The 22,228-nt window shown below is 63.6% G+C and carries 20 protein-coding genes; 13 read left to right on the top strand and 7 right to left on the bottom strand.

The window, feature by feature from the left end:
• Window positions 1–8 precede the first annotated feature (8 nt).
• Window positions 9–542 (bottom strand): benzoate 1,2-dioxygenase small subunit, encoded by a 534-nt coding sequence (gene benB / locus J5251_RS02120; protein ID WP_139007136.1) that lies wholly within the window; start codon window positions 540–542, stop codon window positions 9–11.
• A 24-nt stretch (window positions 543–566) separates the two neighbouring features.
• Window positions 567–1,982, bottom strand: coding sequence for a benzoate 1,2-dioxygenase large subunit (gene benA, locus J5251_RS02115; RefSeq protein ID WP_208575038.1), 1,416 nt, complete (start codon window positions 1,980–1,982; stop codon window positions 567–569).
• Window positions 1,983–2,300: 318 nt separating this feature from the next.
• Here benA and catA point away from each other — a divergent pair, with 318 nt between their 5' ends.
• Together catA and J5251_RS02105 are read left to right on the top strand one after the other, a co-directional pair.
• Window positions 2,301–3,149 (top strand): catechol 1,2-dioxygenase, encoded by an 849-nt coding sequence (catA, locus tag J5251_RS02110; protein ID WP_139007178.1) that lies wholly within the window; start codon window positions 2,301–2,303, stop codon window positions 3,147–3,149.
• Between the two features lie 244 nt (window positions 3,150–3,393).
• A complete protein-coding gene (locus tag J5251_RS02105) occupies window positions 3,394–4,107 on the top strand; it encodes an NUDIX hydrolase (protein ID WP_208575037.1) in 714 nt (237 codons plus the stop codon).
• 18 nt (window positions 4,108–4,125) lie between these two features.
• On the opposite strand, the gene J5251_RS02100 is transcribed toward J5251_RS02105, so the two are convergent.
• Window positions 4,126–4,464, bottom strand: coding sequence for an antibiotic biosynthesis monooxygenase family protein (locus tag J5251_RS02100; RefSeq protein ID WP_139007180.1), 339 nt, complete (start codon window positions 4,462–4,464; stop codon window positions 4,126–4,128).
• 78 nt (window positions 4,465–4,542) lie between these two features.
• On the opposite strand from J5251_RS02100, the gene J5251_RS02095 reads away from it, so the two are divergent.
• On the top strand, window positions 4,543–4,764 hold the full coding sequence (locus tag J5251_RS02095) for a PLD nuclease N-terminal domain-containing protein (protein WP_208575036.1): 222 nt from the start codon (window positions 4,543–4,545) through the stop codon (window positions 4,762–4,764).
• Here J5251_RS02095 and J5251_RS02090 read toward each other — a convergent pair.
• Window positions 4,761–5,366 carry a flavin reductase family protein gene (locus tag J5251_RS02090; RefSeq protein WP_139007182.1) on the bottom strand — a complete coding sequence of 202 codons (606 nt, stop codon included), beginning with the start codon at window positions 5,364–5,366 and terminating at the stop codon, window positions 4,761–4,763. The two genes, J5251_RS02095 and J5251_RS02090, sit on opposite strands and share 4 nt — an antisense overlap.
• 64 nt (window positions 5,367–5,430) lie before the next feature.
• Between J5251_RS02090 and J5251_RS02085 the strand changes: the two genes are divergently transcribed.
• The 5 genes from J5251_RS02085 (at window position 5,431) to J5251_RS02065 (ending at window position 11,989) form a co-directional block, all read left to right on the top strand.
• Entirely contained in the window at window positions 5,431–6,309 is an 879-nt protein-coding gene (locus J5251_RS02085; RefSeq protein WP_208575035.1) for a LysR family transcriptional regulator, read from the top strand.
• Window positions 6,310–6,418: 109 nt separating this feature from the next.
• Complete coding sequence (locus J5251_RS02080; protein ID WP_348272956.1) at window positions 6,419–7,402, top strand: ABC transporter substrate-binding protein; 984 nt, start codon at window positions 6,419–6,421, stop codon at window positions 7,400–7,402.
• A gap of 27 nt (window positions 7,403–7,429) precedes the next feature.
• Window positions 7,430–9,070: a thiamine pyrophosphate-binding protein gene (locus tag J5251_RS02075; RefSeq protein ID WP_139007185.1), complete on the top strand. Its 1,641-nt coding sequence runs from the start codon at window positions 7,430–7,432 to the stop codon at window positions 9,068–9,070.
• Window positions 9,071–9,223: 153 nt separating this feature from the next.
• Window positions 9,224–10,204 (top strand): ABC transporter substrate-binding protein, encoded by a 981-nt coding sequence (locus J5251_RS02070; protein WP_208575034.1) that lies wholly within the window; start codon window positions 9,224–9,226, stop codon window positions 10,202–10,204.
• Between the two features lie 228 nt (window positions 10,205–10,432).
• Complete coding sequence (locus tag J5251_RS02065; RefSeq protein ID WP_208575033.1) at window positions 10,433–11,989, top strand: acyl-CoA synthetase; 1,557 nt, start codon at window positions 10,433–10,435, stop codon at window positions 11,987–11,989.
• A 51-nt stretch (window positions 11,990–12,040) separates the two neighbouring features.
• Here J5251_RS02065 and J5251_RS02060 read toward each other — a convergent pair whose 3' ends face one another.
• Window positions 12,041–12,652 (bottom strand): PadR family transcriptional regulator, encoded by a 612-nt coding sequence (locus J5251_RS02060; protein ID WP_208575032.1) that lies wholly within the window; start codon window positions 12,650–12,652, stop codon window positions 12,041–12,043.
• 196 nt (window positions 12,653–12,848) lie between these two features.
• Here J5251_RS02060 and J5251_RS02055 point away from each other — a divergent pair, with 196 nt between their 5' ends.
• Genes J5251_RS02055 through J5251_RS02045 form a run of 3 tightly spaced genes read left to right on the top strand, consistent with a single transcriptional unit; the run spans window position 12,849 to window position 16,395 of the window.
• Window positions 12,849–13,943 carry an aromatic ring-hydroxylating dioxygenase subunit alpha gene (locus J5251_RS02055; protein ID WP_171059501.1) on the top strand — a complete coding sequence of 365 codons (1,095 nt, stop codon included), beginning with the start codon at window positions 12,849–12,851 and terminating at the stop codon, window positions 13,941–13,943.
• A gap of 33 nt (window positions 13,944–13,976) precedes the next feature.
• Window positions 13,977–14,990, top strand: a complete 1,014-nt coding sequence (locus tag J5251_RS02050; protein ID WP_208575031.1) for a PDR/VanB family oxidoreductase — start codon at window positions 13,977–13,979, stop codon at window positions 14,988–14,990.
• A gap of 58 nt (window positions 14,991–15,048) precedes the next feature.
• Entirely contained in the window at window positions 15,049–16,395 is a 1,347-nt protein-coding gene (locus J5251_RS02045) for an MFS transporter (RefSeq protein ID WP_208575030.1), read from the top strand.
• A gap of 117 nt (window positions 16,396–16,512) precedes the next feature.
• On the opposite strand, the gene J5251_RS02040 is transcribed toward J5251_RS02045, so the two are convergent.
• Together J5251_RS02040 and putP are read right to left on the bottom strand one after the other, a co-directional pair.
• Window positions 16,513–17,796, bottom strand: a complete 1,284-nt coding sequence (locus tag J5251_RS02040) for an MFS transporter (RefSeq protein WP_208575029.1) — start codon at window positions 17,794–17,796, stop codon at window positions 16,513–16,515.
• Between the two features lie 182 nt (window positions 17,797–17,978).
• Window positions 17,979–19,487 (bottom strand): sodium/proline symporter PutP, encoded by a 1,509-nt coding sequence (putP, locus tag J5251_RS02035; protein WP_279633607.1) that lies wholly within the window; start codon window positions 19,485–19,487, stop codon window positions 17,979–17,981.
• A gap of 422 nt (window positions 19,488–19,909) precedes the next feature.
• Here putP and J5251_RS02030 point away from each other — a divergent pair, with 422 nt between their 5' ends.
• Together J5251_RS02030 and J5251_RS02025 are read left to right on the top strand one after the other, a co-directional pair.
• Window positions 19,910–21,289 carry an extracellular solute-binding protein gene (locus J5251_RS02030; RefSeq protein ID WP_208575027.1) on the top strand — a complete coding sequence of 460 codons (1,380 nt, stop codon included), beginning with the start codon at window positions 19,910–19,912 and terminating at the stop codon, window positions 21,287–21,289.
• Window positions 21,290–21,293: 4 nt separating this feature from the next.
• Window positions 21,294–22,226: a carbohydrate ABC transporter permease gene (locus J5251_RS02025; RefSeq protein ID WP_208575026.1), complete on the top strand. Its 933-nt coding sequence runs from the start codon at window positions 21,294–21,296 to the stop codon at window positions 22,224–22,226.
• Window positions 22,227–22,228: the final 2 nt, after the last annotated feature.

The following is a 22,228-nucleotide window of genomic DNA, read 5'->3' as shown; positions in this document are numbered from 1 at the left end:
GCTTTGGATCAGATGTGGTAGATGTCCACGACGTGGTGGATGTAGTCGTTCTTCAAGACGACCTTCTTCTTGGTGATGACGGGCTGGCTGCCGCTGCAATCGAGCGTGTAGAAGGAGGTGCCGAAGTAGGTGTCCACGTTGTTGTAGCGGTAGTACAGGGTGAACCAGTTGAAGCGGATGTCGATGACATCGCCCCGCTGTTCGATGATTTCGACGTTGGTGATGTTGTGGCCGGTGCGCGGTTCGGGCAGGCTGGTGGCACTGGAGCGGTCGGTGCGGATCCGGAAGACCCGGTCCTCCAAACCGCCGCGGTTGGAGTAGTAGATCAATGAGATCTCGCGCTGCGGATCTTCGGTGAGCTCGTCGTCGTCGGCCCAGGCGGGCATCCAGAACTCGGCGTCGGGATGGTAGCAATCGAGCCACTTCTCGAACTCGCGGTCATCCAGGAAGCGGGCTTCCCGGTACAGGAACTGGCGGATCCGTTCGAGTTCGACCGCCTGTTCTTCGGCGCCCAGGGGGGTGGTGGTTGTTTCGGTGCTCATGATGGTGTTCCTTCCGCTCTCGCTCTAGTGTCCGCAGCCAGTTGACGTGCCGGCCTGCGCGGCGGCGGGGTTCGCGGCGCGTTCAGCGGCCTCGCGTTCCTCGGCCGCGACGGCGGCGCGCATCGTCTCGGCCCAGTAGCTGTGCTGGACGGGGTAGAGACCCTCATCTTCGGTCTTGGCGCCGCTGGAGATCGGGTTCAGGCCGATCTTCTTGGCCTGCTCGTCCGGGCCGTTGAGCTGGTGGGTCACGCCGCGGCTCATATCGTTCCAGGGGGCAGTTTCGGCCAGGTAGGTCTTCTGGCAGGAGCGGAACTCTTCCAGGTCGTCCGGGGTGGCCATGCCGGAAGCGTTGAAGAAGTCCTCGTACTGGCGGATCCGGTTCGCCCGCGCGGCGTCGGACTCGCCCTTCGGGGCGATGCAGTAGATGGTGACCTCGGTCTGGTCCACGGAGATGGGCCGGAAGTGGCGGATCTGCGAGGAGAACTGGTCCATGATGTAGACGTTCGGGTAGAGGCACAGGTTGCGCGAGGCGCCGACCATGAACTCTGCCTTCTCGGCGCCGAACTCCTGCGCGAGTTCTTCGCGCCGCTCGTACAGCGGGCGGTCTTCGGGGTTGCCCCACCACATCCACAGCAGCAGGTGGCCGTGCTCGAAGGAGTAGTAGCCGCCGCCCTGCTTGCCCCAGGTACCGGCGTCCATGGCCTTGGTTTCGTTGGCCGATTCGCCGGTCCCGCGCCGTGAGGTGGTGGCCGCATAGTTCCAGTGCGTGGCGGAGACGTGGTAGCCGTCGGCACCGTTCTCGGCCTGGACCTTCCAGTTCCCGTCATAGGTGTACGTGGAGGCGCCGCGCAGCACCTCGAGGCCTTCCGGCGACTGGTCGATCAGCATGTCCATGATCTTGGTGCTGTCGCCGAGGTGCTCCTCGAGGGGCTTGACGTCTTCCTTTAGCGAGCCGAAGAGGAAGCCGCGGTAGGACTCGAAACGGGCGACCTTGGTCAGGTCGTGCGAGCCGTCCTTGTTGAACTGCTCGGGGTAGCCGGCGTCGCGGGAGTCCTTGACCTTGAGCAGCTTGCCCTTGTTGTTGAACGTCCAGCCGTGGAACGGGCAGGTGAAGTTGTTGCGGTTATCGGTCTTGCGCCGGCACAGCATCGCGCCGCGGTGGCTGCACGCGTTGACCAGGCAGTTCAGCTCGCCGTCCTTCGACCGGGAAATGACCACCGGGGTCCGGCCGATGTAGGTGGTGAAGTAATCGCCCACATTCGGGATCTGGCTCTCATGCGCCAGGTACACCCAGTTGCCCTCGAAAATGTGCTTCATCTCGAGCTCGAAGATCTCCTCATCGGTGAAGATCTTGCGTTTGGCCCGGTGGATTCCGTTCTCGTGATCCTCGACGACGGCATCGTCCAGCGTCGCGCTGACATCGCTCAGTGCCTGGGTCATCTTCGTCTCCTTCATTTATGTCCGCGGCCACGCAACGTTGTGGTCGCTGTCACACGGGGTCTTGGCATTTAGCGACTACTCTTCCAGCCGGAGGCGCACCTCACACTAGGGGCGCCCCTAGGGTTGACCTAGGGTGAGATTGAAACGTTTTGCATCTTAATACAGCTACTTTTCGTATTTGTGCGTCCTAAATAATGTGGCTAGGGTTACAGGAACACGTTTTTCTGTACCGCCGCTCACTCAAAAGCGCCGGGCGTGGCTTGGGGAAAAGGGCCGCACCCGCGAGCGGTACCGCCATAGGAAAAGTAAGGAACCGACATGACACAGGAAACCCAGGCCACCGCAGCTGCCTCAGGCGCCAAGGCGACGGAGCGCTTTGCTGCCAACAAGAAGTTCGGCGGCGACACCAGCCAGGAGCGCGTCAACCTGCTGGCCTCGCGCCTGATCAAGGCCGTCAATGACACGGTGCTCGAAGAAAAGGTCACGTACGACGAGTACAACGCGCTGAAGGCGTGGCTGATCAAGGTCGGCGAGGACGGCGAATGGCCGCTGTTCCTCGATGTCTGGGTTGAGCACTCCGTCGAGGAAGTTGCCAACGAGAATCGTGAAGGCAACAAGGGCACCATCGAGGGCCCCTACTACGTGCCGGATTCACCGAAGCAGCAAACCCCGGCAACCCTTCCGATGCGCGATGATGAGCCGGGCACACCGCTGCTCTGGGAAGGCCGCATCACCAATGTCGACGGCGAACCGCTGGCTGGCGGCGAAGTGGAAATCTGGCACGCCGACGACCGGGGCTTCTACTCCCAGTACGCACCGGGCCTGCCCGAGTGGAACCTGCGCGGCACCGTCGTAGCTGATGCCGACGGTTACTTCCAGATCAACACCATGCAGCCGGCGCCGTACCAGATCCCGACCGACGGTGCTTGCGGCCAGCTCATCGCTGCGGCCGGCTGGCACGCCTGGCGTCCGGCCCACATTCACGTCAAGGTGAACGCACCGGAGCACCAGGAAATCACCGCCCAGCTCTACTTCGTCGGCGATGAGCACCTCTCCGACGACATCGCCTCGGCCGTCAAGCCGGAGCTCATCCTCGATCCGCAGGACAAGGCGGACGGCACCGGCCGCGAAGTCACCTACAACTTCGTGCTGGACCCGGCCAAGTAAACCTGGCCCAGACTGAGCAGCACCGCGAACGGAGTGATCCGTTCCCGGTGCTGCTGCATTTAAGCCTGCGAAGCGGATGTGTCCGGTTCGCCAGCCAGTCCTGCCATTCGGCGTCGTTCTTCGCCGCATCCCAGGAATGCGCCATCATGGATCGAGAGTACGCGCTGTTTCTGCATTGTCTGCGATACGGTCAAGCTGATACCGACAGTTGACGCCGCAGTGGCGGTAGTGGAAGGGACCGGCAATGACTTTAGTGGGGTCTGCGGCGACAGTCGTGCTGCTGCGCGATTCCCTGGCCGGACCGGAAGTGCTGCTGCTCGAGCGGCCCCGGCACACCGGTTCCTTCGCCGGCGCCTGGGTCTTCCCGGGCGGACGGGTCGATCCGGAAGACTACGCGGGTGCTTCCGCGAATGCCGATAACGACGACGGCGCGTACAGGCCCGGGGATGAAGCACACGAACTGGCCGCCGCCCGCCGCGCCGGAGTGCGGGAAACGCAGGAAGAAACGGGCGTGGCGGTTCCGCCGGAGAGTCTGGTCCACGTGTCCTGCTGGATCCCCCCGACGGAGGCGACGAAGCGGCTCAAAACCTGGTTCTTCCTCGCGCCCGCCCCGGAGCAGGAGATACAGCTGAACGAGGGCGAGCTGATGGACTACGCGTGGCTAACCCCCGCCGAAGCCCTGCGCCGTCATCGGGAAGCAATCATGCAGTTGGTTACGCCGACCTGGGTGACACTTCACTCACTGCTGCAGGACTCGACCGTGGCCGGCGCCCTGGAGCGGGCGTCCTCGGGTCAACCGGAGACCTTTCAGAGCCGCCGCCTTGCAGCCAGCGGCGGCAGCCAGGTGATTGTCTGGGCCGGCGACGCCGAGTACGGGCAAGACACTCTCGCGGCACAGGCGACCGGCAGGCACCGGCTGACGATGAACGGCCTGAACTGGATCTACGAGCGGAGCTAGCCAGGGGAGCTCACGCAATCAGGCGCTGGCAGTGTTGCCCGCGCTGCCGCCGGATACCTTGTAGCTCCACAGCTCCGCGGACATGCCCACCGGCTTCTGCGCCGGCGCACCCTCGCCGCCTTCCTGCGAGTGGCCGTGGCCGAAAGCCTTCGAGCTCTTCCACGCCTCGAAGGACTCCTCGTCCCGCCAGCGGGTAATAACCAGCCAAGTGTTGCGCTCGTCGGTAGGCTGCAGCAGTTCGAAGCCCTCGAAGCCGTCCTGGTTGTCCACGGCGCCGGCGCGGGCCGCGAAGCGCTTGGCCAGCTCGTCTCCGGAGTCGGCGGGTACGGTTATGGCGTTGATTTTTACGATGCTCATGGGCCTATTATGCTCGGCACCCCTGACCATAGACTGGGTCCAGCCCTATATGACGGCCCTTTATGACAGGAGCGCATGATGGCACGTAAGAAAACGTGGAAGGAACTCAACAGCGGCCAGAAGGCCAAGGGCGCGCTGATGATCGGCATCCAGTTGGGACTGCAGGCCGTGGCGCTGAAGGACCTGAGGCGCCGCTCCGCCGCGGAAGTGAACGGGCCGAAGGCGGCCTGGGCGGCCGGGACGTTCGTCAATTTCCTTGGCCCTATTGCCTACTTCCTTTTCGGCCGCAGGAAGGCTTAGCTTTTCGGCCAGTCGCGGTAGGGGATCCGGTCGATCGTGACGATCGGCCCCAGCCGGCTCCATTCGTTGAGCCCCAGCCTGGCCAGCGGCTTCAACTTGCGTGCCTCCGGATGTTTGCCGTCCATCATCTCCTGATTCACGACGGCGTGGCTCACCTCCCCGAGGACCAGCCACGAATTGCCCACCGGGATGATCCGGTGCAGCTTGCATTCAAGCGCTGCCGGCGATTCCGCGACCCTCGCCGGATGCACGGTGCGGCTCGGCTCCATCGCCAGCCCCACGGCGTCGAACTCGCTGATGCCTGCCGGAAAATTGGTGCCCGTGCCGTTGATCTCCGCGAACAGGTCTTCCGAGGCGAAATTGACCACGAATTCGCCGGTGGCCTCCACGTTGTTCAGCGAGTCCTTGCGCGCCGTCGGGGTGAATTGGATGATCGGCGGATCGGTGGAGGCGACCGTGAAGAAGGAGTGCGGGGCAAGGTTGGGGACGCCGTCGGCACTGAGCGTTGAGACCCAGGCGATTGGGCGCGGGATGACCACGGAAGTCAGGAACTTGTAGAAGTCCCGGGGACCGAGGTCATCAGGGGAGAAATCAACTCGCATGATTTCATAACACCATGGCTATGCACATCCGCGTAGTGCTCGGTACCGACTGGAGACGGCGACGATGGACCTAAACCTGCTGCGCACGTTCCTCTCCGTCTACGAGACGGGCAGCCTGACCCTGACGGCGCGGGCGCTGTTTGTCACGCAGCCTTCGGTCAGCCACACCTTGGCCCGGCTGCGGCAGGAGCTCGGCGACGAGCTTTTTGTCCGCGGCGGCCGACGGATGGAACCGACACCGTTGGCGCGCGAACTCTACCCGGTGTTCCAGGAGTCGGTCGGCAGGATCGACCTCGCCGTCGAAAGCGTCAGGTCATTCGACCCTGCGACGTCGGCGTACCGGTTCCGGCTCTGCCTTTCGGACCTGGGTGAGCTGGGTTTCTTGCCTCAGATCCTGCGCAGGATTTCCGCCGAGGCGCCGGAGGTGGAAATCGAAGTGGTTCCGATGGAAATTGCACACCTCGCTGAGTGGCTGGCCAAGGGGTCGGTGGACGCTGCCATAGCGTCCTGGCCCATCAGCGGCAGCTTCGAGAGCGTGCTGTTGAAAAGGGAAAACTATGTCTGTCTGCTGCGCAAAGACTTCCCGCTGGCCGGTGAACGCCTCAACCTGGCGGAGTTCCTCGCCGCGGGACATGCCATCGTGGCCCGCAGCACGGGACACCAGCTCGCTGAGCAGGCCATGGACGCGCTGGGCATCGTCCGGCGTTCCACCGTCATGGTCCACCATTTTGCGGTCCTGCCCGCCATTGTCTCTGAATGCAATTTAGCTGCCATCGTCCCGGAGTCTATGGCGGCCGGGTGGCTGCAGCAGTGGCCGTTGAAAATCGAGAGTTTGCCCTTCGACGTGCCGCCCCTCGAAGTGACGCTGCACCGGCGCGCGGCGGACCGGGAATCGGCGGCGTTGGCCTGGTTCCATCAAGCGCTGCTTGACGCCCTCTCGTGACTATTAGCCCTATCTATTTCAACTAGTCATATTATTCAGTGGTGTCATGAACCATCGCTTCCTAGACTGAAGCCGTCTGTGGACCTTCAGCTTCAACACAAGGGAGTGCATGATGAAACGACTGGGTGCCGCAATTTCCGCTGGAGCCTCGCTGGTCCTTTTGACCGCGTGCGGTTCCGGCTCGATGTCGGGGGCCGACAGCGGGCCTGCCAGCAGCGCTGCGGCCGCGGGCCTGACCGAGGTGACCGTCGGCGCGATCCCCATCGGCGACGTCGCACCGATCCACTTGGGCAAGGCGAAAGGCTTCTTCGAAGAGGAAGGCCTGGAATTAACCATCGAAAACACCACGGGCGGCGCGGTCGCGGTTCCCGGCGTGGTCAGCGGCAGCTTCGACTTCGCCTTCGGCAACACCGTCTCGCTGATGGTCGCCCGTGACCAGGGGCTGGACCTGAAATATGTCGCCAACGGAACAACGACGGCGGGTGGAGACGAAGGCGACTTTGCCGGCGTCGTTGTTGCAGAGGATTCGGACATTCAGACGGTCACCGACCTGGAGGGCAAGACGGTGTCGTCCAACAACCTCGCCAACATCGGTGATACTGCGGTCCGGACTGCGGTGGACAAGGCCGGCGGGGACGGTACCAAGCTGACCTTTGTCGAAGTGGCCTTCCCGGACGCGCTCGCTGCAGTGGAGAACGGGCAGGTTGATGCGGCGCTGATTCTGGAGCCTTTCCTGACGCCGGCGATCCAGAGCGGCGCCCGCGTGGTGTCCTGGCCGTACGCCGAGAGCCATCCGAACCTGGACATTGGCGGGTACTTCACCACTGAGCAGAAGATCGAGCAGGACCCGGAGATGGTGGAGAAGTTCACCGCAGCCATGAAGAAGTCAATGGAGTACGCGCAGGACAACCCCGAAGAAGTCCGCGAAATTATCGGCACCTATACGCAAATCGACAAGGACCTGCTGGACGAGATTGCCCTGCCGCGCTTTACCCCGGAGTTCCATCGGGACGCAGCCCAGACCCTGGGCGAAGCGGCCGTGAAGTACGGGACCATCGACAAGGCGCCGAACTTGGACGCGCTGCTGCCGTAGCCCACCAAACCATAGACAAGGATAGATATGAGAGTCGCAGAAGCTGTTGGACGCACCTTGGCCCAGTTGGGCATCGGACACGCATTCGGGGTCACCGGAAGCGGGAACTTCCACGTAACCAACGCCCTGATCGACGGCGGCGTGAAGTTTACGGCGGCGCGGCATGAGAATGGGGCGGCCTGTATGGCCGATGCCTACTCCCGCGCCAGCGGTCAGGTCTCGGTGCTCAGCGTGCACCAGGGCTGCGGACTGACCAATGCCATGACCGGAATCGGGGAAGCGGCCAAGAGCCGGACGCCTCTGCTGGTGCTTTCCGGCGAGACACCGCCCACGGATAAGGCCTCCAACTTCTGGATCGATCAGGAGGGTGCCGTTAGCGCCCTGGGGGCCAAGGTCGAGAGGATCCATTCTGCCCGGTCGGCAGTCGCGGACACGGTCCGGGCCTACCGGCTGGCCCGGGATGAGCGGCGGACGGTGCTGCTGAACCTGCCGCTCGATGTGCAGGAAGAGCAGATCGACTGGTCCTCGGATCAGGTGCCGGACATTGCGCCTCGGCTCGCCGCCGGCCCCTCGCCGGAAGCCGTGTCGCGACTGGCAGACCTGCTGGAGCAGGCCGAACGGCCGGTCCTCGTGGGAGGCCGCGGGGCCTTCGGCGCGAAGGCGGAAATCCGTGCGCTTGCAGCCAGGGCCGGCGCGCTGCTGACTACCTCTGCGGTGGGCCGAGGCTTGTTCAACCAGGACCCGTGGCACTTGGACGTGATGGGTGGCTTCGCCAGCCCGGTGACGGCCGAGCTCGTCCAAGGCGCCGACGTCGTTGTCGCCTTCGGCGCCAGTCTGAATCGCTGGACTTCCCGCAGCGGCTCCCTGCTGGAGTCCGCCACCGTCGTGCAGGTTGACGATACCGCCGAAGCCATCGGCTTCCACCGGCCGGTGCAACTGGGCGTGGTCGGAGATTCGGCTCTGGTCGCCGCAGCGGTGGACGCCGAACTGGAGAGGCGGGCGGTGAGTAAAACGGGCTACCGGACGGAGGACGTGGCGGTCCAGATAAAGGGCGGCGGGCGCTGGCGCGATGTCCCGTTCGATGAGATAGCGACAACGGAGACTATCGATCCCCGGACGCTGACCATCGCGCTGGATGACCTGCTGCCGATGGAACGAGTAGTGGTTCCGGACGGCGGAAACTTCAATGGCTACCCCGCGATGTTTTTCCAGATTCCCGATGAGCGCGGTTACTGCGTGCCGCTGGCATTCCAGTCGATCGGCCTGGCGCTGCCCTCCGCCATCGGTGCCGCACTGGCGACTCCCGACCGGATGGCGGTGGCTGGAATCGGCGATGGCGGTTTCATGATGAGCCTCACCGAACTCGACACCGCAGTTCGGCTGAAGCTGCCGATGGTCGCGGTGGTCTACAACGACAACGCCTACGGCGCCGAGGTCCACCACTTTGTCCACGAGGGCGCCTCAATGGAGACGGTGGAATTCCCGGAAACGGACATCGCCGCCGTCGCACGCGGTTTCGGCTGCACCGCGGTTACGGTGCGATCCGTCCAGGACTTGCAGGGTGTGCAGGACTGGCTGGATGGGGAGCGGACCACGCCGCTGGTGATTGACGCGAAGATCAGCTCCTTCCCGTCGTGGGTGCTGGCCCATACGTTCGGCGACGAATAGGGGGCATTCGCCCAAGGCGGTGCGTCACGATGCGGACAAGATCGCCTTGAAACGTTGACCGGCACTATGGCCATAGATATTGTGATGCGGGGCACACAATGAAGTCTTCGGCTGTGCCTTGCTTTGTTGGGAACCCGGGATTTGGAGAAGCAAGTGAAGAAACTTCGTGCAGCCTTTGCCCTGACAGCCGTGCTGGCCGTGACCGCCTGCGGCGGCGGCAGCCCTTCCGGCGAGGAAGGCGGCGGCGGATCGCCCGGTGCCGGCGGAGAGCTGACTCCGGTAAACGTTGGCGTCATCCCTATTGTCGACGTCGCGCCGATCTACCTCGGCGAAAAGGAAGGGTTTTTCGAGGAAGCCGGACTGGATCTTGAGCTGACCCAGGCGCAGGGCGGGGCCGCGATTGTCCCGGCCATCACCAGCGGGCAGATGGACTTTGGCTTCAGCAATGTCACCTCCCTGATCATTGCCCGATCCAAGGGGCTGCCCATGCAGATGGTCGCCAGCGGTTCGTCCACCAACGGGAACGAAAAAGAAGACTTTGCGGCCGTGATGGTCAAGCCGGACAGCGGCATCGAGGAGATCACGGATCTCGAGGGCAAGAAAATCGCGGTCAATACGCTGAACAACATCTCGGACTCCACCATCAGCGCCGCCGTCGAAGAGGCTGGCGGCGATCCTTCCACGGTGGACTATGTGGAAATGCCCTTCCCGGACATGCGGGCCGCGCTGGAGCAGGACAATGTCGACGCCATCGCCGCGGTGGAGCCGTTCCTGACCCTTGCACGGCAGGACGGGGCCGTTCCGGTTTTCTCCAACTACGCGCATCCGGTAGAGGATCTGACGGTGGCCGTCTACTTCACCTCGGACCAGATTGCCGAGCAGAAACCGGAAGTCACCGAGGCCTTCATTAGCGCAATGAAGAAGTCCCAGGCTTTCGCCGAAGAGAACCCGGACAAGGTGCGTGCAATCCTCCCCGAGTACACCCAGCTTGATCCCGCCGTCATTGAGGAGCTCACGCTGCCGAAGTTCGCACAGGAGGTGAACGCGGAATCCATCCAGGAGATTGCTGACATCTCGCTCAAGGGAGGTTTGATCGAGGAGATTCCGGACATGCAGGCACTGCTTCCGCGGTAAACGGAAGCACATCCGGTTCGCCGGAAGTCCAGCCAACGGGCACCGAAGCATCGTGTTTCGGTGCCCATTGCCGCGCCTGGGAAGCAAGTCGCAAGTGCTTTCACAACTATTGACTTTTTCAACGAATAAGTTCTACCGTGGGGATATCTTCCTGTGACTGCGCTCACGGGGTCTGTTGGCTGAGGGAAGTTTTCCGGTTTCGGAACATTGCGAAGGGTACGTGTAAGGATGCACAACCAAGGGTTGGGTTCATGGATTCACAAGCGCCGCGTTAAGTCTGCGGGCAAAACCGCCATCATCAGCAGTGCGGGCCAGTTGACGTATGACGAATTTGCGCTTCGCGTGGACCGCCTTGCCAGCGCCTTTGCCGAACGCGGTGTTGCGAAGGGTGAGCGAGTGGCCTACCTCGGCGAAAACCATGCGGCCTTCCTCGAGACGTTCTTCGCCTGCGGAACCCTGGGGGCAATTTTCGTCCCGCTCAACACACGCCTGGCACCGCCGGAGATCCAGTTCGCGCTGCAGGATTCCGGCAGCAGGGTCCTGGTCCATGCCCGCACGCTCGAGGGCCTCGCCGTCCGCGGAGGTAGGGAAACGGCAGTGACGCACCGGTTGATCGTCGAGGACGGGCTGACCGGCATGTCGCCGGACGAGGAGATCGAATCCGGCGCCGCCATCGAGCTTTTCGAGGATGCCATCGCTGCGGGCTCCGACGAGCACCGCGATGTGGAGGTCTCGCTGGGTGACCCGGCGATGATTCTCTACACCTCGGGAACCACTGGCCGGCCCAAGGGTGCCCTGCTGACGCACGGCAACATGACCTGGAACAGCTTTAACGTTCTGGTGGACTATGACATGGCCAGCACGGATGTGGCGCTGATGATCGCCCCGATGTTCCATGTCGCCTCGCTCGGCATGGGCGTGCTGCCCGCCCTGCTGAAGGGGGCCACGGTGGTCCTGGAGCCCAAGTTCGAGCCCGGCCGGACCTTGCAGTTGATCGAACAATACAAGGCGACGAGCATCAGCGGCGTGCCCACCACGTACCAGTTGCTCTGTGAGCATCCGGACTGGGACAAGACGGACATCAGTTCGCTGCAAAAGCTGACCTGTGGAGGCTCCGCGGTGCCGATGCGGGTGCTGGAAGCTTATGAATCGCGCGGCTTGTCCTTCACCGGCGGCTACGGCATGACGGAAACGGCGCCGGGAGCCACGAGCCTCGCGCCCAACAAATCGCGCGAGAAGGCCGGGTCGGCCGGACTGCCGCATTTCTTCAGTGACATCCGTATTGCGGATCCTGCCGGTAAAATCCTGCCCGCCCGCGAAGTCGGCGAAATCCAGATTTCCGGACCGAATGTCATCAAGGAGTACTGGAACCGGCCGGATGCCACGGCGGAGAGTTATGCCGATGATGTCTGGTTCAAATCCGGGGATATGGGCTATGTGGACGAAGAGGGCTACCTGTTCATTTCGGACCGGCTCAAGGACATGATCATTTCCGGCGGCGAAAACATCTACCCCGCCGAGGTCGAGCAGATCATTGTGGAGCTTGAGGCCGTCAGCAGCGTTGCGGTGATCGGTGTTCCGGATCCGAAGTGGGGTGAGGTGCCGCGGGCCATCGTGACCGTCCGGGAAGGTTTCAACCTGTCGGAAGCGGACGTCCAGAACCATCTGCGGGACCGGCTGGCCCGCTACAAGATTCCCAAGAGCGTGGTGGTCGTGGAGGACCTGCCGCGGACCGCCAGCGGCAAGATCCGCAAGGCCGACCTGCGCAAACAGTACTCCAGCTGATTCCGTCAGGGGAGTGAAGCTAGGACAGCTGATCCTGCCCGCCGGGCAGGGTCAGCTTTTCCTTGCGTCTGCGGTCTCCGGCTCCGTATACAGCTCGTCGATCAGGGCGAGGCCGCGGTTGGCCCAGGCGATCTCCTGCTCGGCCTGCGCTATCAGGCCCTCATAAGTGAACTTCTTGAAGGCGGCTGTCTTCCGGCGCTGCTCCGGCGGGACCTTGGCCAGGCGCCGGTTGAGCATCGGGCTGCCGCCTTCTTCGATTTCGCGTACCTTGTCGTGCCACTGCTGCAGCAGCTCCGTATGGTGCCGGATGTGCGCCAGTATCTGCTCTCGGGCCGCGTCCGGCTCCGCCCACTCCAGGTATGCGGCCTTCAAGTGTGCCGGGTCCCGTACTCGCGCGTAGTCCAAAGTTCCGTTCATCCAGGTCCGGAAGGCCTCCACGCCGGCTTCCGTGATGTGGTACTGCCGCTTCTTGCCGCGCTGGCCCCAGCTGATCTCCTCGCCTTCGAGCAGTCCGTCCTTCTCCATTCGCCGCAGCTCCGGGTAGATCTGCGAATCCGGTGCATGCCAGACATGGCCCACCGACGATTCGAACTCTTTGTAGAGGTCGTAGCCGGTCATCGGCTCAACTGTCAGCAGCGCCAGCAGGGCGTAGCGAAGACTCACGCGTCAACCTTTTCTCGTCGATGTGTTGCAAACCACTATATCCATAGATATGCTGTGTCCCACGGCACTAACTATGGAGATAGATAGTGGATCAGCCGCATAGTGCCGACCCAACTCTTATTCACCTTGTACTTATTCAATTCCGGGTCCCTTCTGTCATAGCAGATTAGAGGCCCGGTGACCGGAAGGAATCACCGTGACCGCAGTGCAGTCCACCAGTTCCACGACCAACAAGGTCCTGGGCCATCCCCTGAACGCCTGGTACGTCGCGGCCTGGGACCACGAAGTAACCCGCAAGCCCATGTCCCGCCGCATCGCGAACCGTCCGCTTGCGCTGTACCGCACCGAGGACGGCAAGGCTGTTGCCCTGGCGGATGCCTGCTGGCACCGCCTGGCCCCGCTGTCCATGGGCAAGACCATGGGCAAGGACGGGATCCAGTGCCCGTACCACGGCATCGTCTACAACTCGGCCGGCCGCTGCGTGTCCATGCCGGCGCAGGAAACCATCAACCCCAGCGCCACCGTACCCTCCTTCCCGGTGGTCGAGCGCTACCGCTATGTCTGGGTCTGGCTGGGCGATCCCACTAAGGCAGATCCGGACTTGGTGCCGGATATGCATCAGATGTCCTCCGAAGAGTGGGCCGGCGACGGCGAAACCATCCACGCCGACTGCAACTACCAGTTGGTGCTGGACAACCTCATGGACCTGACGCACGAGGAATTTGTGCACTCGTCCTCGATCGGCCAGGAAGAGCTCAGCGAATCCGACTTCGTGGTCACCCACGACGGCAGCACCGTCACGGTCTCCCGCTGGATGCACAACATCGATGCGCCGCCGTTCTGGCTGAAGAACATGCGGGACAAGTTCCCCGGGTTCGAAGGCAAGGTGGACCGCTGGCAGATCATCAACTTCCAGGCCCCCTCGACCATCAACATCGACGTCGGCGTGGCCAAGGCCGGCACCGGTGCCCCGGAAGGCGACCGCAGCCAGGGTGTCAACGGCTTTGTCATGAACACCATCACCCCGGAGACAGACCGCTCCTGCCACTACTTTTGGGCATTCATGCGCAACTACCGGCTTGAGAGCCAGCTGATCACCACCCAGTTGCGCAATGGCGTGCACGGAGTGTTCGGCGAAGACGAGGAAATGCTCAAGGCCCAGCAGGCGGCCATTGATGCCAACCCGGACTACGAGTTCTACAACCTCAACATCGACGCCGGCGGCATGTGGGTGCGCCGCCTGATCGAACGCATGCTCGAAGCCGAAGGACGCCTGGTCCCCACCGCGTAGGGGCAGGCCACACTTGAGACAGGTTATGAACTAATGGCAGCAACCAACATCGAGGTCTGGCAGCAGGCAACCGTGGTCGAGGCCCGGGCCATCGCCACCGACATCCAGCGCATTGTCCTGGAGCCCTCCCTGCCGAAGAAGGCGGAGCCGGGCTCGCACGTGGACCTGAAGGTCATGATCGATGGCGAACAGGACAAGCGTTCCTACTCCGTTGTCGAGTCCAGCGAGGACGGCAGACGCCTGGTCATCAGCGTGATGAAGGCCCCGCAGTCCCGCGGGGGTTCGCTCTTCATGCACACGCTCAAGCCCGGGGACATCCTGGAGATCACCCAGCCGCTGCAGAACTTCCCGCTCCGTGTGGGCGCCGGCCGCTACATCCTGCTGGCCGGTGGCATCGGCATCACGGCAATGATCAACATGGCGCGCGTGCTGAAGAACCTGAAGGCCAACTACACCTTTGTCTACGCCGGGCGGAACCGCGCAGCGATGGCATACCTGACCGAACTGCAGGAACTGCACGGCGACAACCTGGTAGTCCACGTCGATGACGAAGGCACCTCGCTGAAGGTGGACGAACTGGTCGCCTCGGCGGACATGGACACCGAGCTCTACATGTGCGGTCCCATCCGCCTGATGGACGTGGTCCGCCGCGCCTGGACCGAGCGGGAGCTGAACCTGCCGAACCTGCGCTACGAGACTTTCGGCAACTCCGGCTGGTACGACCCGGAAGAGTTCATCGTCCGGATCCCGCGGCTCGGCGTCGAGGCCAAGGTCGGCCAGGGCCGCTCCATGCTGGAGACCTTGGAGGACGCCGGCGTGGACATGATGTTCGACTGCCGCAAGGGGGAATGCGGTTTGTGCGAGGTGAGGATCCTGGAACTCGACGGCGCCGTGGACCACCGCGATGTGTTCTACTCCGAACGCCAGCAGCACGCCGCGGCAAAGATGTGCTGCTGCGTCTCCCGCGCCGTCACCTCCAAGACCGGAGCCAAATCGGACGCCGACCCGCGCCGGGGTCCGGCAGTCGTGACCATCGAAGTCTCCTGACCCAAGCCAGCGGGACGTCCCCCAATTTCGAGACACCTTTCGAGAAGGACAGTAGTAAATGGAACTGCGCGAGCGGATCAATAAGTCAGCCATGTCTCCTTATCAGTGGCTGATCATCGGACTGTGCGTCCTGCTGAACGCACTCGACGGCTTTGACGTCATGGCCATGGCCTTCACCGCCACCAGCGTGACCAACGATTTCGGCCTCAGCGGCACCGAGCTTGGCCTGCTGCTCAGTGCCGGACTCGTGGGCATGGCCATCGGCTCCCTGGTGCTGGCACCCTTTGCCGACGTGGTCGGACGCCGTCCGATGATCCTGGTTTCGCTGGCCCTGGCGGCAGGCGGCATGTTCCTGTCCGCGCTGGCCAACTCTGCCGTGGAACTGGGGTTGTGGCGGGTGGTCACCGGTCTGGGGGTTGGCGGCATCCTGGCCTGCACCAACGTCATTGCGAGCGAGTACTCTTCCGACCGTTGGCGAGGCCTGAGCATCGGCATCTATACCGCCGGCTACGGTGTCGGTGCCACGCTGGGCGGCATGGCGGCCGTGTCGCTGCAAGGCAGCTATGGCTGGCGGTCGGTCTTCGTCTTCGGCGGCATTGCCACCGCTGCGGCGCTGGTGCTGCTGGCGGTTCTGCTGCCCGAGTCCGTGGACTTCCTGCTGACCCGTCGCCCGCGCAATGTGGTGGACCGGCTGAACCGGATTGCCCGCCGCGTCGGCCAACCTGCGATCACGGCTCTCGCCGACATCCAGGGGGCAGCGGGACCGGCCAAGGGACGTAACAAGGTGGGCGACCTGCTGGCTCCGGCGAACCGTCGGACCACGCTGTTGATCTGGGTGGCGTTCTTCGCCACGATGTTCGGTTTCTACTTCGTCAACAGCTGGACACCCCGGCTGCTGGTCGAAGCCGGCATGACCGCCGAGCAGGGCGTGGTGGGCGGCCTGATGCTGACGCTCGGCGGCACCTTCGGCTCCATCCTGTATGGCGTGCTCGCGACGAAATGGAGCAGCCGCGGCGTGTTCATCTGCTTCGCGGTGCTGTCGGCGGTGGCCATGGTGCTGTTCATCAACTCGGCGGGCATCCTGATGCTCGCGTTCATCGCCGGTGTGGGTGTCGGCATGCTCATCAACGGCTGCATCGCCGGCCTCTACACCGTCACGCCGGCACTCTACGCCACCGAAACGCGCAGCACCGGCGTGGGCTGGGCGATCGGTATCGGGCGCATCGGCGCCATCGTTGCCCCGATGATCACGGGTTCCCTGCTGGATGCCAACTGGAGCCCGGTCCAGTTGTACCTGGGTGTCGGCGCGGTAGTTCTGGTTGCCGCCGTCGCGGTCCGCCTGCTCGGGCCGGTCCGCGAGAGCAGCGCCGCCCGCTCCGAACTGACCCGCGCCTCCGCCAAATAGGCAAACAGTTAAAGACACAAAAACAACGGCGGCTCCCGCCTTTGGCGGGCGAAGCCCCGGCTTCGCCAGCATCCAGGCGAGGGCCGCCGTCGACGTTATGGATAGAGGGTGGGCTGGCTACGCTTCGGCCGGTTCGTCTGCCGGGGCCAGCGTCCGTTCCAGCGGGTGCTCGATTTCGTTCCGCAGCATCCGGCCGCAGGCAATCGCGATCACGGACAGCACCGGCGACGCCAGCCCGACCAGCAGGAAGATCAGCCAGATCGGAATGATCTCGCCCAGTGGGCCGGCCAATGCCATGGACACCGGCATCAGCGCCAGCGAGACGAAGAAGTCGAGGCTGGAGATGCGGCCGAGGAGGTGGGACGGGACGCGGCGCTGGAGCAGCGTTCCCCAGATCACCATGCCCGCGCTGCCGGTAGCACCCATGACGAACAACGCGCCGGCCATGACCCAGAAGCTGTCGGTGAAGCCGAGGATTGCCAGCGGCATGATGCCGGCACCCCACATCATGATCATCACGCTGAGGTAGCGGCGGGGGAGCGGCAGCGAGGCCGTCACCATGGCGCCGACCGCCCCGCCTGCTCCGAAGATGCCCAGCAGGAAGCCGAAGGTGCTGGCATCGCCGCCAAGCTGTGCGGCCACGGCGAAGGGCAGCAACACCTCGATTGGGCCGATGAAAATGAGCGTCGCGACCACTGCCCACAGCAGTGTCCACAGCAGCCAGGGCGTCTTGACCGTGTAGGCGACGCCTTCCTTCAGGTCCGCCAGGACGGAACTCTTGACCGGCGTGGCCGGGCCGCCTTCCGGGACAGGTTCGGCGCCGAGGAAAGACAGGATCACCAAGGCTGCGAGATGGCAGAAGCTGATCCAGCCGATGGCTGCGGCAGGCGAGAACGCCGCCACCACCATGCCTGCGGCGGCAGGACCGGCGGCCTGCTGCAGCAGCGGCCGGATAGTTCCTTCCATGCCGTTGGCTGCCAGCAAGTCATCCGCGGGCAGGATCCGGGGCAGGATCGCCGAGTAGGCCGGGAAGAAGAACGCAGCACCCACGCCCAGCAGGAAGGCGGCGGCCGCCAGATGCCACAGCTGCAGCCGGTCCGTGAGCGCCAAAAAGCTGACTGCGCCGATGGCGGCCAGGTTGACTGCCTCCACGGCCAGGATGAGCCGGCGCCGCGGCAGCCGGTCGGCCGCGATGCCGCCCAGCAGCACAAAAGCCAGCAAGCCGACGCTCGAGCAGGTGGCCACGATGGACAGTTCGGCCGGACCGCCGCCCAGGTGGATGACCTGGTACACCATGGCGACGGCCCACATGCCGGTGCCGAAAATGGAGATCGCCAGGGCTGCGATCAGCACGCGGTAGTTGTGGTGTGCAAAGAGGCGCAGGGCGCGCGGCACGGACATGGGTGTTCCTCGGATGGTTGAGCGGAGTACCAGTATCCGCCCAAGTGATTGGGAAAATAAAATCACTGGTTGTCGCTGGCGGGGAAAACGTCCGACGGCGGCACTTGGTGAGTGCCGCCGTCGGACGTCTGCTGGGTTCAGGCGCCGGAAGCCGCTTCAGCGGGAGCGGCCGGCGCCACCGGTTACCGCTCCGCGGCGGCCACGGGTGCCGGAGCCGGGGCATTGGCCCGGCCCACGGCTTCGTCGAATTCCGTCTCGATCTCGGCATTGGGCTTGTAGGTCATCAGGCTGACCACCACCGCGACGACCACGTTCAGGATGAAGCCCGGAACAATCTCGTACATGGTCTCCGTCAGCGCCGAATTGCCCCACCAGAAGACGGTGACCGCACCGGCAACCATGCCGGCAAGGGCGCCGGGCATGGTGAGCTTGCGCCAGTAGAGCGAGAGGATGACTGTGGGGCCGAAGGAGGCGCCGAAGCCGGCCCAGGCGAAGGCGACCAAGCCAAGGATCGTGTCGTTCTGGCTCCAGGCCAGGGCCATGGCGATGAGGGAGACGACCAGTACGCCCATCCGGCCCAGCATCACCTGGGCCTTGGCCGAGGCCTGCTTCTTGCTGATGATCTTGTACAGATCCTCGACCAGAGCCGACGAGCAGACGATCAGTTGGGACGACAGGGTGCTCATGATCGCGGCCAGCACGGCAGCGAGCACCATGCCGGCGATGAACGGGTGGAAGAGGATCTGGGCGAGATCCAGGAACACGGATTCCGGATCCGCGAGCGTGGCGTCCGGATTCTGCTGGAAGTAGGCGATGCCGACGAGGGCCGTGGCGACGGCACCAAGAACGGTCAGAATCATCCAGCCGATGCCGATGCGGCGGCCGGCCTTGGCGTCGGCGGCCGAGCGCATCGCCATGAAGCGGACAATGATGTGCGGCTGGCCGAAGTAGCCCAGCCCCCATGCAGCCGCCGATATGCCGGCTACCAGTGTGCCGCCGGCGAACAAGCTCAGGAAGTTCGGATCCACCTCGCGGATCGAGTCGAAGGTTGCGCCGATGCCACCGGTGGCGAAGACGCCCACGATCGGGACGATCAGCAGGGCGAGGAACATCAGGATGCCCTGGGCCACATCCGTGAACGTTGCGCCCATGAAGCCGCCGAAGAGCGTGTACAACACGGTGACGCCGCTGACAACCAGCATGCCGGTCAGGTAGCTGGAGCCGAAGGACGCCTCGAAGAACACGCCGCCGGCCACCATGCCGGAGGAGACGTAGAAAGTGAAGAAGGCGAGGATAATGACGCCGGAGGCGACCCTGAGGATATGGGTCTTGTCCTTGAGCCGGTTATCGAAAAAGCTCGGCACCGTGATGGAGTTATTGGAGACCTCGGTGTAGGCGCGCAGCCGGGGAGCGACGAACTTCCAGTTCAGCCAGGCTCCGATGGTCAGGCCGATGGCGATCCAGGCTTCGAACAGGCCTCCGACGTAAAGTGCGCCCGGCAGGCCCATCAGGAGCCAGCCGGACATGTCGGAAGCGCCGGCGCTCAGGGCAGCCACTCCCGGATGCAGGCCGCGGCCCGCGAGCATGTAGTCGTCGAGGTCGTCGGTGCGCCGGAAAGCCCACCATCCGATGGCAAGCATCCCTGCCATGTACAGCGCCATGGCAATGATCTGATATATCTGGTCGTTCACGAGGTGCGTCCTTCCGGGGTGACCGGGTGGGTGAGTGAGCCTGTCCAGTATTCCAGCGACTTGCATGTGACGCCAATAACGATGACCCGTCTGCCCATTCCCACTGAATGTGCTCCTGTTCCAGCTGCACTGCAGTCCCGGTCGTTCGCCAGCGCGGGCGTAAACCTCAGCTTCATTGGGGGATAACCGGTTCACGACCGCCCGCGGGCTTGGTTTCGGTGCCCCGGAATTCCTTGTGTGCCAGCAGTGTCTCCAAATCCATCATGACGCTGCGGACATGCGGATGGTTTTGCAAGATCACGTTTCGGATCCAGCCATTGGTTACTCCATTCGATGGAGGTAGCATCGAGCCATCGTGCGCATCAGGCTTCGCTGCCCTTGAGATCGTGACCGGCATCCAGCCTGCGGATCAAAGGAGAACCATGCGTGGCACCAGGAGCACCTCCGTCAAATCATCGTTGTCACTGATTGCAGCCGGCCTGCTGATGCTGTCCGGCTGTTCTGCCGGTGGCGGGGGAGGGGATGCGGGCGCAGGCGACGAGGCCACGCTGCGCATTGTGTACCAGAAGTCGGGTGAAGGTTCGCCGCTGGACACCTTGATGCAGGACGTCAAGACCCAATTCGAAGCCGAAAACGGGAACGTGACCGTCCAGTTGGAACCGGTTGAAGGCAGCGACGAGGACTACGCCACCCGGTTGGCGCTCTCGCAGCGATCGCCTGATACCGCGCCGGACGTGTTCTACGAAGATACATTCAAGGTGCGCTCCGACGTCGACGCCGGGTACCTGCTCAACCTTGATCCGTACCTTGAACAATGGCCGGACTGGGAACGCTTCAACGACGGCGCGAAAGCGGCGGGCGTGGCCGACGACGGTGCCACTTACGCAGTCCCGCTCGGCACCGACACGCGGGTGATCTGGTACAACAAGAACGTCCTGGAGGCCGCAGGGGTGGAGGTGCCATGGGCGCCGAAGAGCTGGGATGACATCCTGGCAGCCGCACGCCAGATCAAGGAGTCCCAGCCGGACGTTGTCCCCTTCAATATGTACGCCGGTACGGGCACCGGCGAGGGTACCGTCATGCAGAGTTTCTACGAATTGCTGTACGGCACGGACAGCCAGCTCTATAACGAGGACCAGCAGAAATGGGTGGTCGGTTCACAAGGTTTTGTGGATTCGCTGTCCTTCTTGGAGACGCTCTACGACGAGGAACTCGCGCTGACCCCGGCCCAGGCGCTGGATCCGAACATCTGGCAGGCTGTCTTCGGCGAATACCTGCCCGAAGACCGGATGGGCGGCGTGGTTGAGGGCTCCTATTCGCCGAGTTTCTGGCAGGAGGGAGGCATGTTTGAATGGGCCGATTACGGTGACGTGATGGGCGTGGCGCCGTTCCCCACGCAGAACGGCCAGGAGCCCGGCGCGGTCAGCATGTCCGGGGGCTGGACACTGGCCATCGGAGCCAACTCCCAGAATCCGGACCTGGCTTTTGAATTTCTCAAGACGGCGATGAGCCAGGAGAACCTGCTGAAGTACACGGTCGACAACTCGCAGATCGCCGTTCGTTCGGACATCGCCGAAGACTCAACATATTTGGAGTCGAACCCGTTCGTGGCCGACGTCTCCGAAGTGGTGGACGTGACGCATTACCGCCCCGCCACCAGCGACTACCCGGAAATCTCGACGGCGGCGCAGCAAGCGACGGAAGCGGTGATCACCGGGGAGCGCAGTCCGGACGAGGCCGCGGCGGACTACGACGCTGCCGTGCGGGACATCGTCGGAGCTGACAACGTCGTCGAAGAGTGACCCCATGACCGCCGGGACCAGCACGCGGCCCGTGCGCCGGCCTGGCACCGGACCGGGACACGGGAACAGCGGCAGGACTGGTTCGCTGTGGTTGAAGCTACTTCCTCTGGCCCCGGCGATCGCGCTGCTAGGGATTTTCCTGGCAGGGCCGATCATCTTCTCCGTCTACGGGTCCTTCACCAACGCCGCGCTGACGGGCAAAAATGCAAAGGACCCGCAGTTCATCGGGCCCGAAAACTACGCGGACCTGTTCCGCGACCCGAACTTTCCGCAGTCCCTCTGGCTGACAGTGCTGTTTGTGTTCGCTTCGGCCATCGTGGGGCAGAACCTTCTTGGACTAGGAACCGCGCTGCTGGTGAACAAGGCAACCAAGGCGGTTGCCGCCGTCGTCAGTGTCTGTGTGGTGGCGGCATGGGTGCTGCCGGAAATCGTGGCGGCCTTTGTGGCTTACGCGTTCTTCTTCCGGGAAGGCACCCTGAACCAGTTGACGGCAACCGTCGGGGTCGCCCCGGTGGACTGGCTCTTCGAACATCCCATGCTTGCAATTATCCTGGCCAACATCTGGCGGGGAACCGCGTTCTCCATGATGGTCTACCAGGCGGCGCTGAACGATGTGCCGCAGGAAATCAGCGAGTCGGCGATGATCGACGGCGCCGGCGGGGCGCTGCGGCTCTGGTACATCACGCTGCCGATGATCCGGCGCAGCATCGCCACGAACCTGATGCTGATCACCTTGCAGACTCTGGCGGTCTTCACTTTGATCTACGTGATGACCGCGGGCGGGCCGTCCCGGCGCAGTGCCACGCTGCCGGTCATGGCATATGAGGAAGCCTTCCGGTACAGCAACATCGGCTACGGTACGGCAATCGCCGTCGTGATGATCCTGATCGGAGCGGTGTTCTCCGTTGTGTATATCCGTCTGCTGAAGGAGAAGTGAGC

Origin of the sequence: Arthrobacter crystallopoietes, assembly GCF_017603825.1 — a bacterium.
GTDB classification, from domain to species: Bacteria; Actinomycetota; Actinomycetes; order Actinomycetales; family Micrococcaceae; genus Crystallibacter; species Crystallibacter crystallopoietes_B.
This window is presented reverse-complemented; position numbering and strand designations above follow the sequence as displayed.

Bases quoted from the DNA above. Each gene is read 5' to 3' on its own strand.
- J5251_RS02045 (WP_208575030.1), top strand. From the start codon at position 15,049: ATGGAACTGCGCGAGCGGATCAATAAGTCAGCCATGTCTCCTTATCAG.
- J5251_RS02050 (WP_208575031.1), top strand. From the start codon at position 13,977: ATGGCAGCAACCAACATCGAGGTCTGGCAGCAGGCAACCGTGGTCGAG.
- J5251_RS02100 (WP_139007180.1), bottom strand. From the start codon at position 4,464: ATGAGCATCGTAAAAATCAACGCCATAACCGTACCCGCCGACTCCGGA.
- J5251_RS02030 (WP_208575027.1), top strand. From the start codon at position 19,910: ATGCGTGGCACCAGGAGCACCTCCGTCAAATCATCGTTGTCACTGATT.
- J5251_RS02090 (WP_139007182.1), bottom strand. From the start codon at position 5,366: ATGCGAGTTGATTTCTCCCCTGATGACCTCGGTCCCCGGGACTTCTAC.
- J5251_RS02105 (WP_208575037.1), top strand. From the start codon at position 3,394: ATGACTTTAGTGGGGTCTGCGGCGACAGTCGTGCTGCTGCGCGATTCC.
- catA (WP_139007178.1), top strand. From the start codon at position 2,301: ATGACACAGGAAACCCAGGCCACCGCAGCTGCCTCAGGCGCCAAGGCG.
- benB (WP_139007136.1), bottom strand. From the start codon at position 542: ATGAGCACCGAAACAACCACCACCCCCCTGGGCGCCGAAGAACAGGCG.
- benA (WP_208575038.1), bottom strand. From the start codon at position 1,982: ATGACCCAGGCACTGAGCGATGTCAGCGCGACGCTGGACGATGCCGTC.
- J5251_RS02075 (WP_139007185.1), top strand. From the start codon at position 7,430: ATGAGAGTCGCAGAAGCTGTTGGACGCACCTTGGCCCAGTTGGGCATC.
- J5251_RS02095 (WP_208575036.1), top strand. From the start codon at position 4,543: ATGGCACGTAAGAAAACGTGGAAGGAACTCAACAGCGGCCAGAAGGCC.
- J5251_RS02080 (WP_348272956.1), top strand. From the start codon at position 6,419: ATGATGAAACGACTGGGTGCCGCAATTTCCGCTGGAGCCTCGCTGGTC.
- J5251_RS02040 (WP_208575029.1), bottom strand. From the start codon at position 17,796: ATGTCCGTGCCGCGCGCCCTGCGCCTCTTTGCACACCACAACTACCGC.
- J5251_RS02085 (WP_208575035.1), top strand. From the start codon at position 5,431: ATGGACCTAAACCTGCTGCGCACGTTCCTCTCCGTCTACGAGACGGGC.
- J5251_RS02025 (WP_208575026.1), top strand. From the start codon at position 21,294: ATGACCGCCGGGACCAGCACGCGGCCCGTGCGCCGGCCTGGCACCGGA.
- J5251_RS02065 (WP_208575033.1), top strand. From the start codon at position 10,433: ATGCACAACCAAGGGTTGGGTTCATGGATTCACAAGCGCCGCGTTAAG.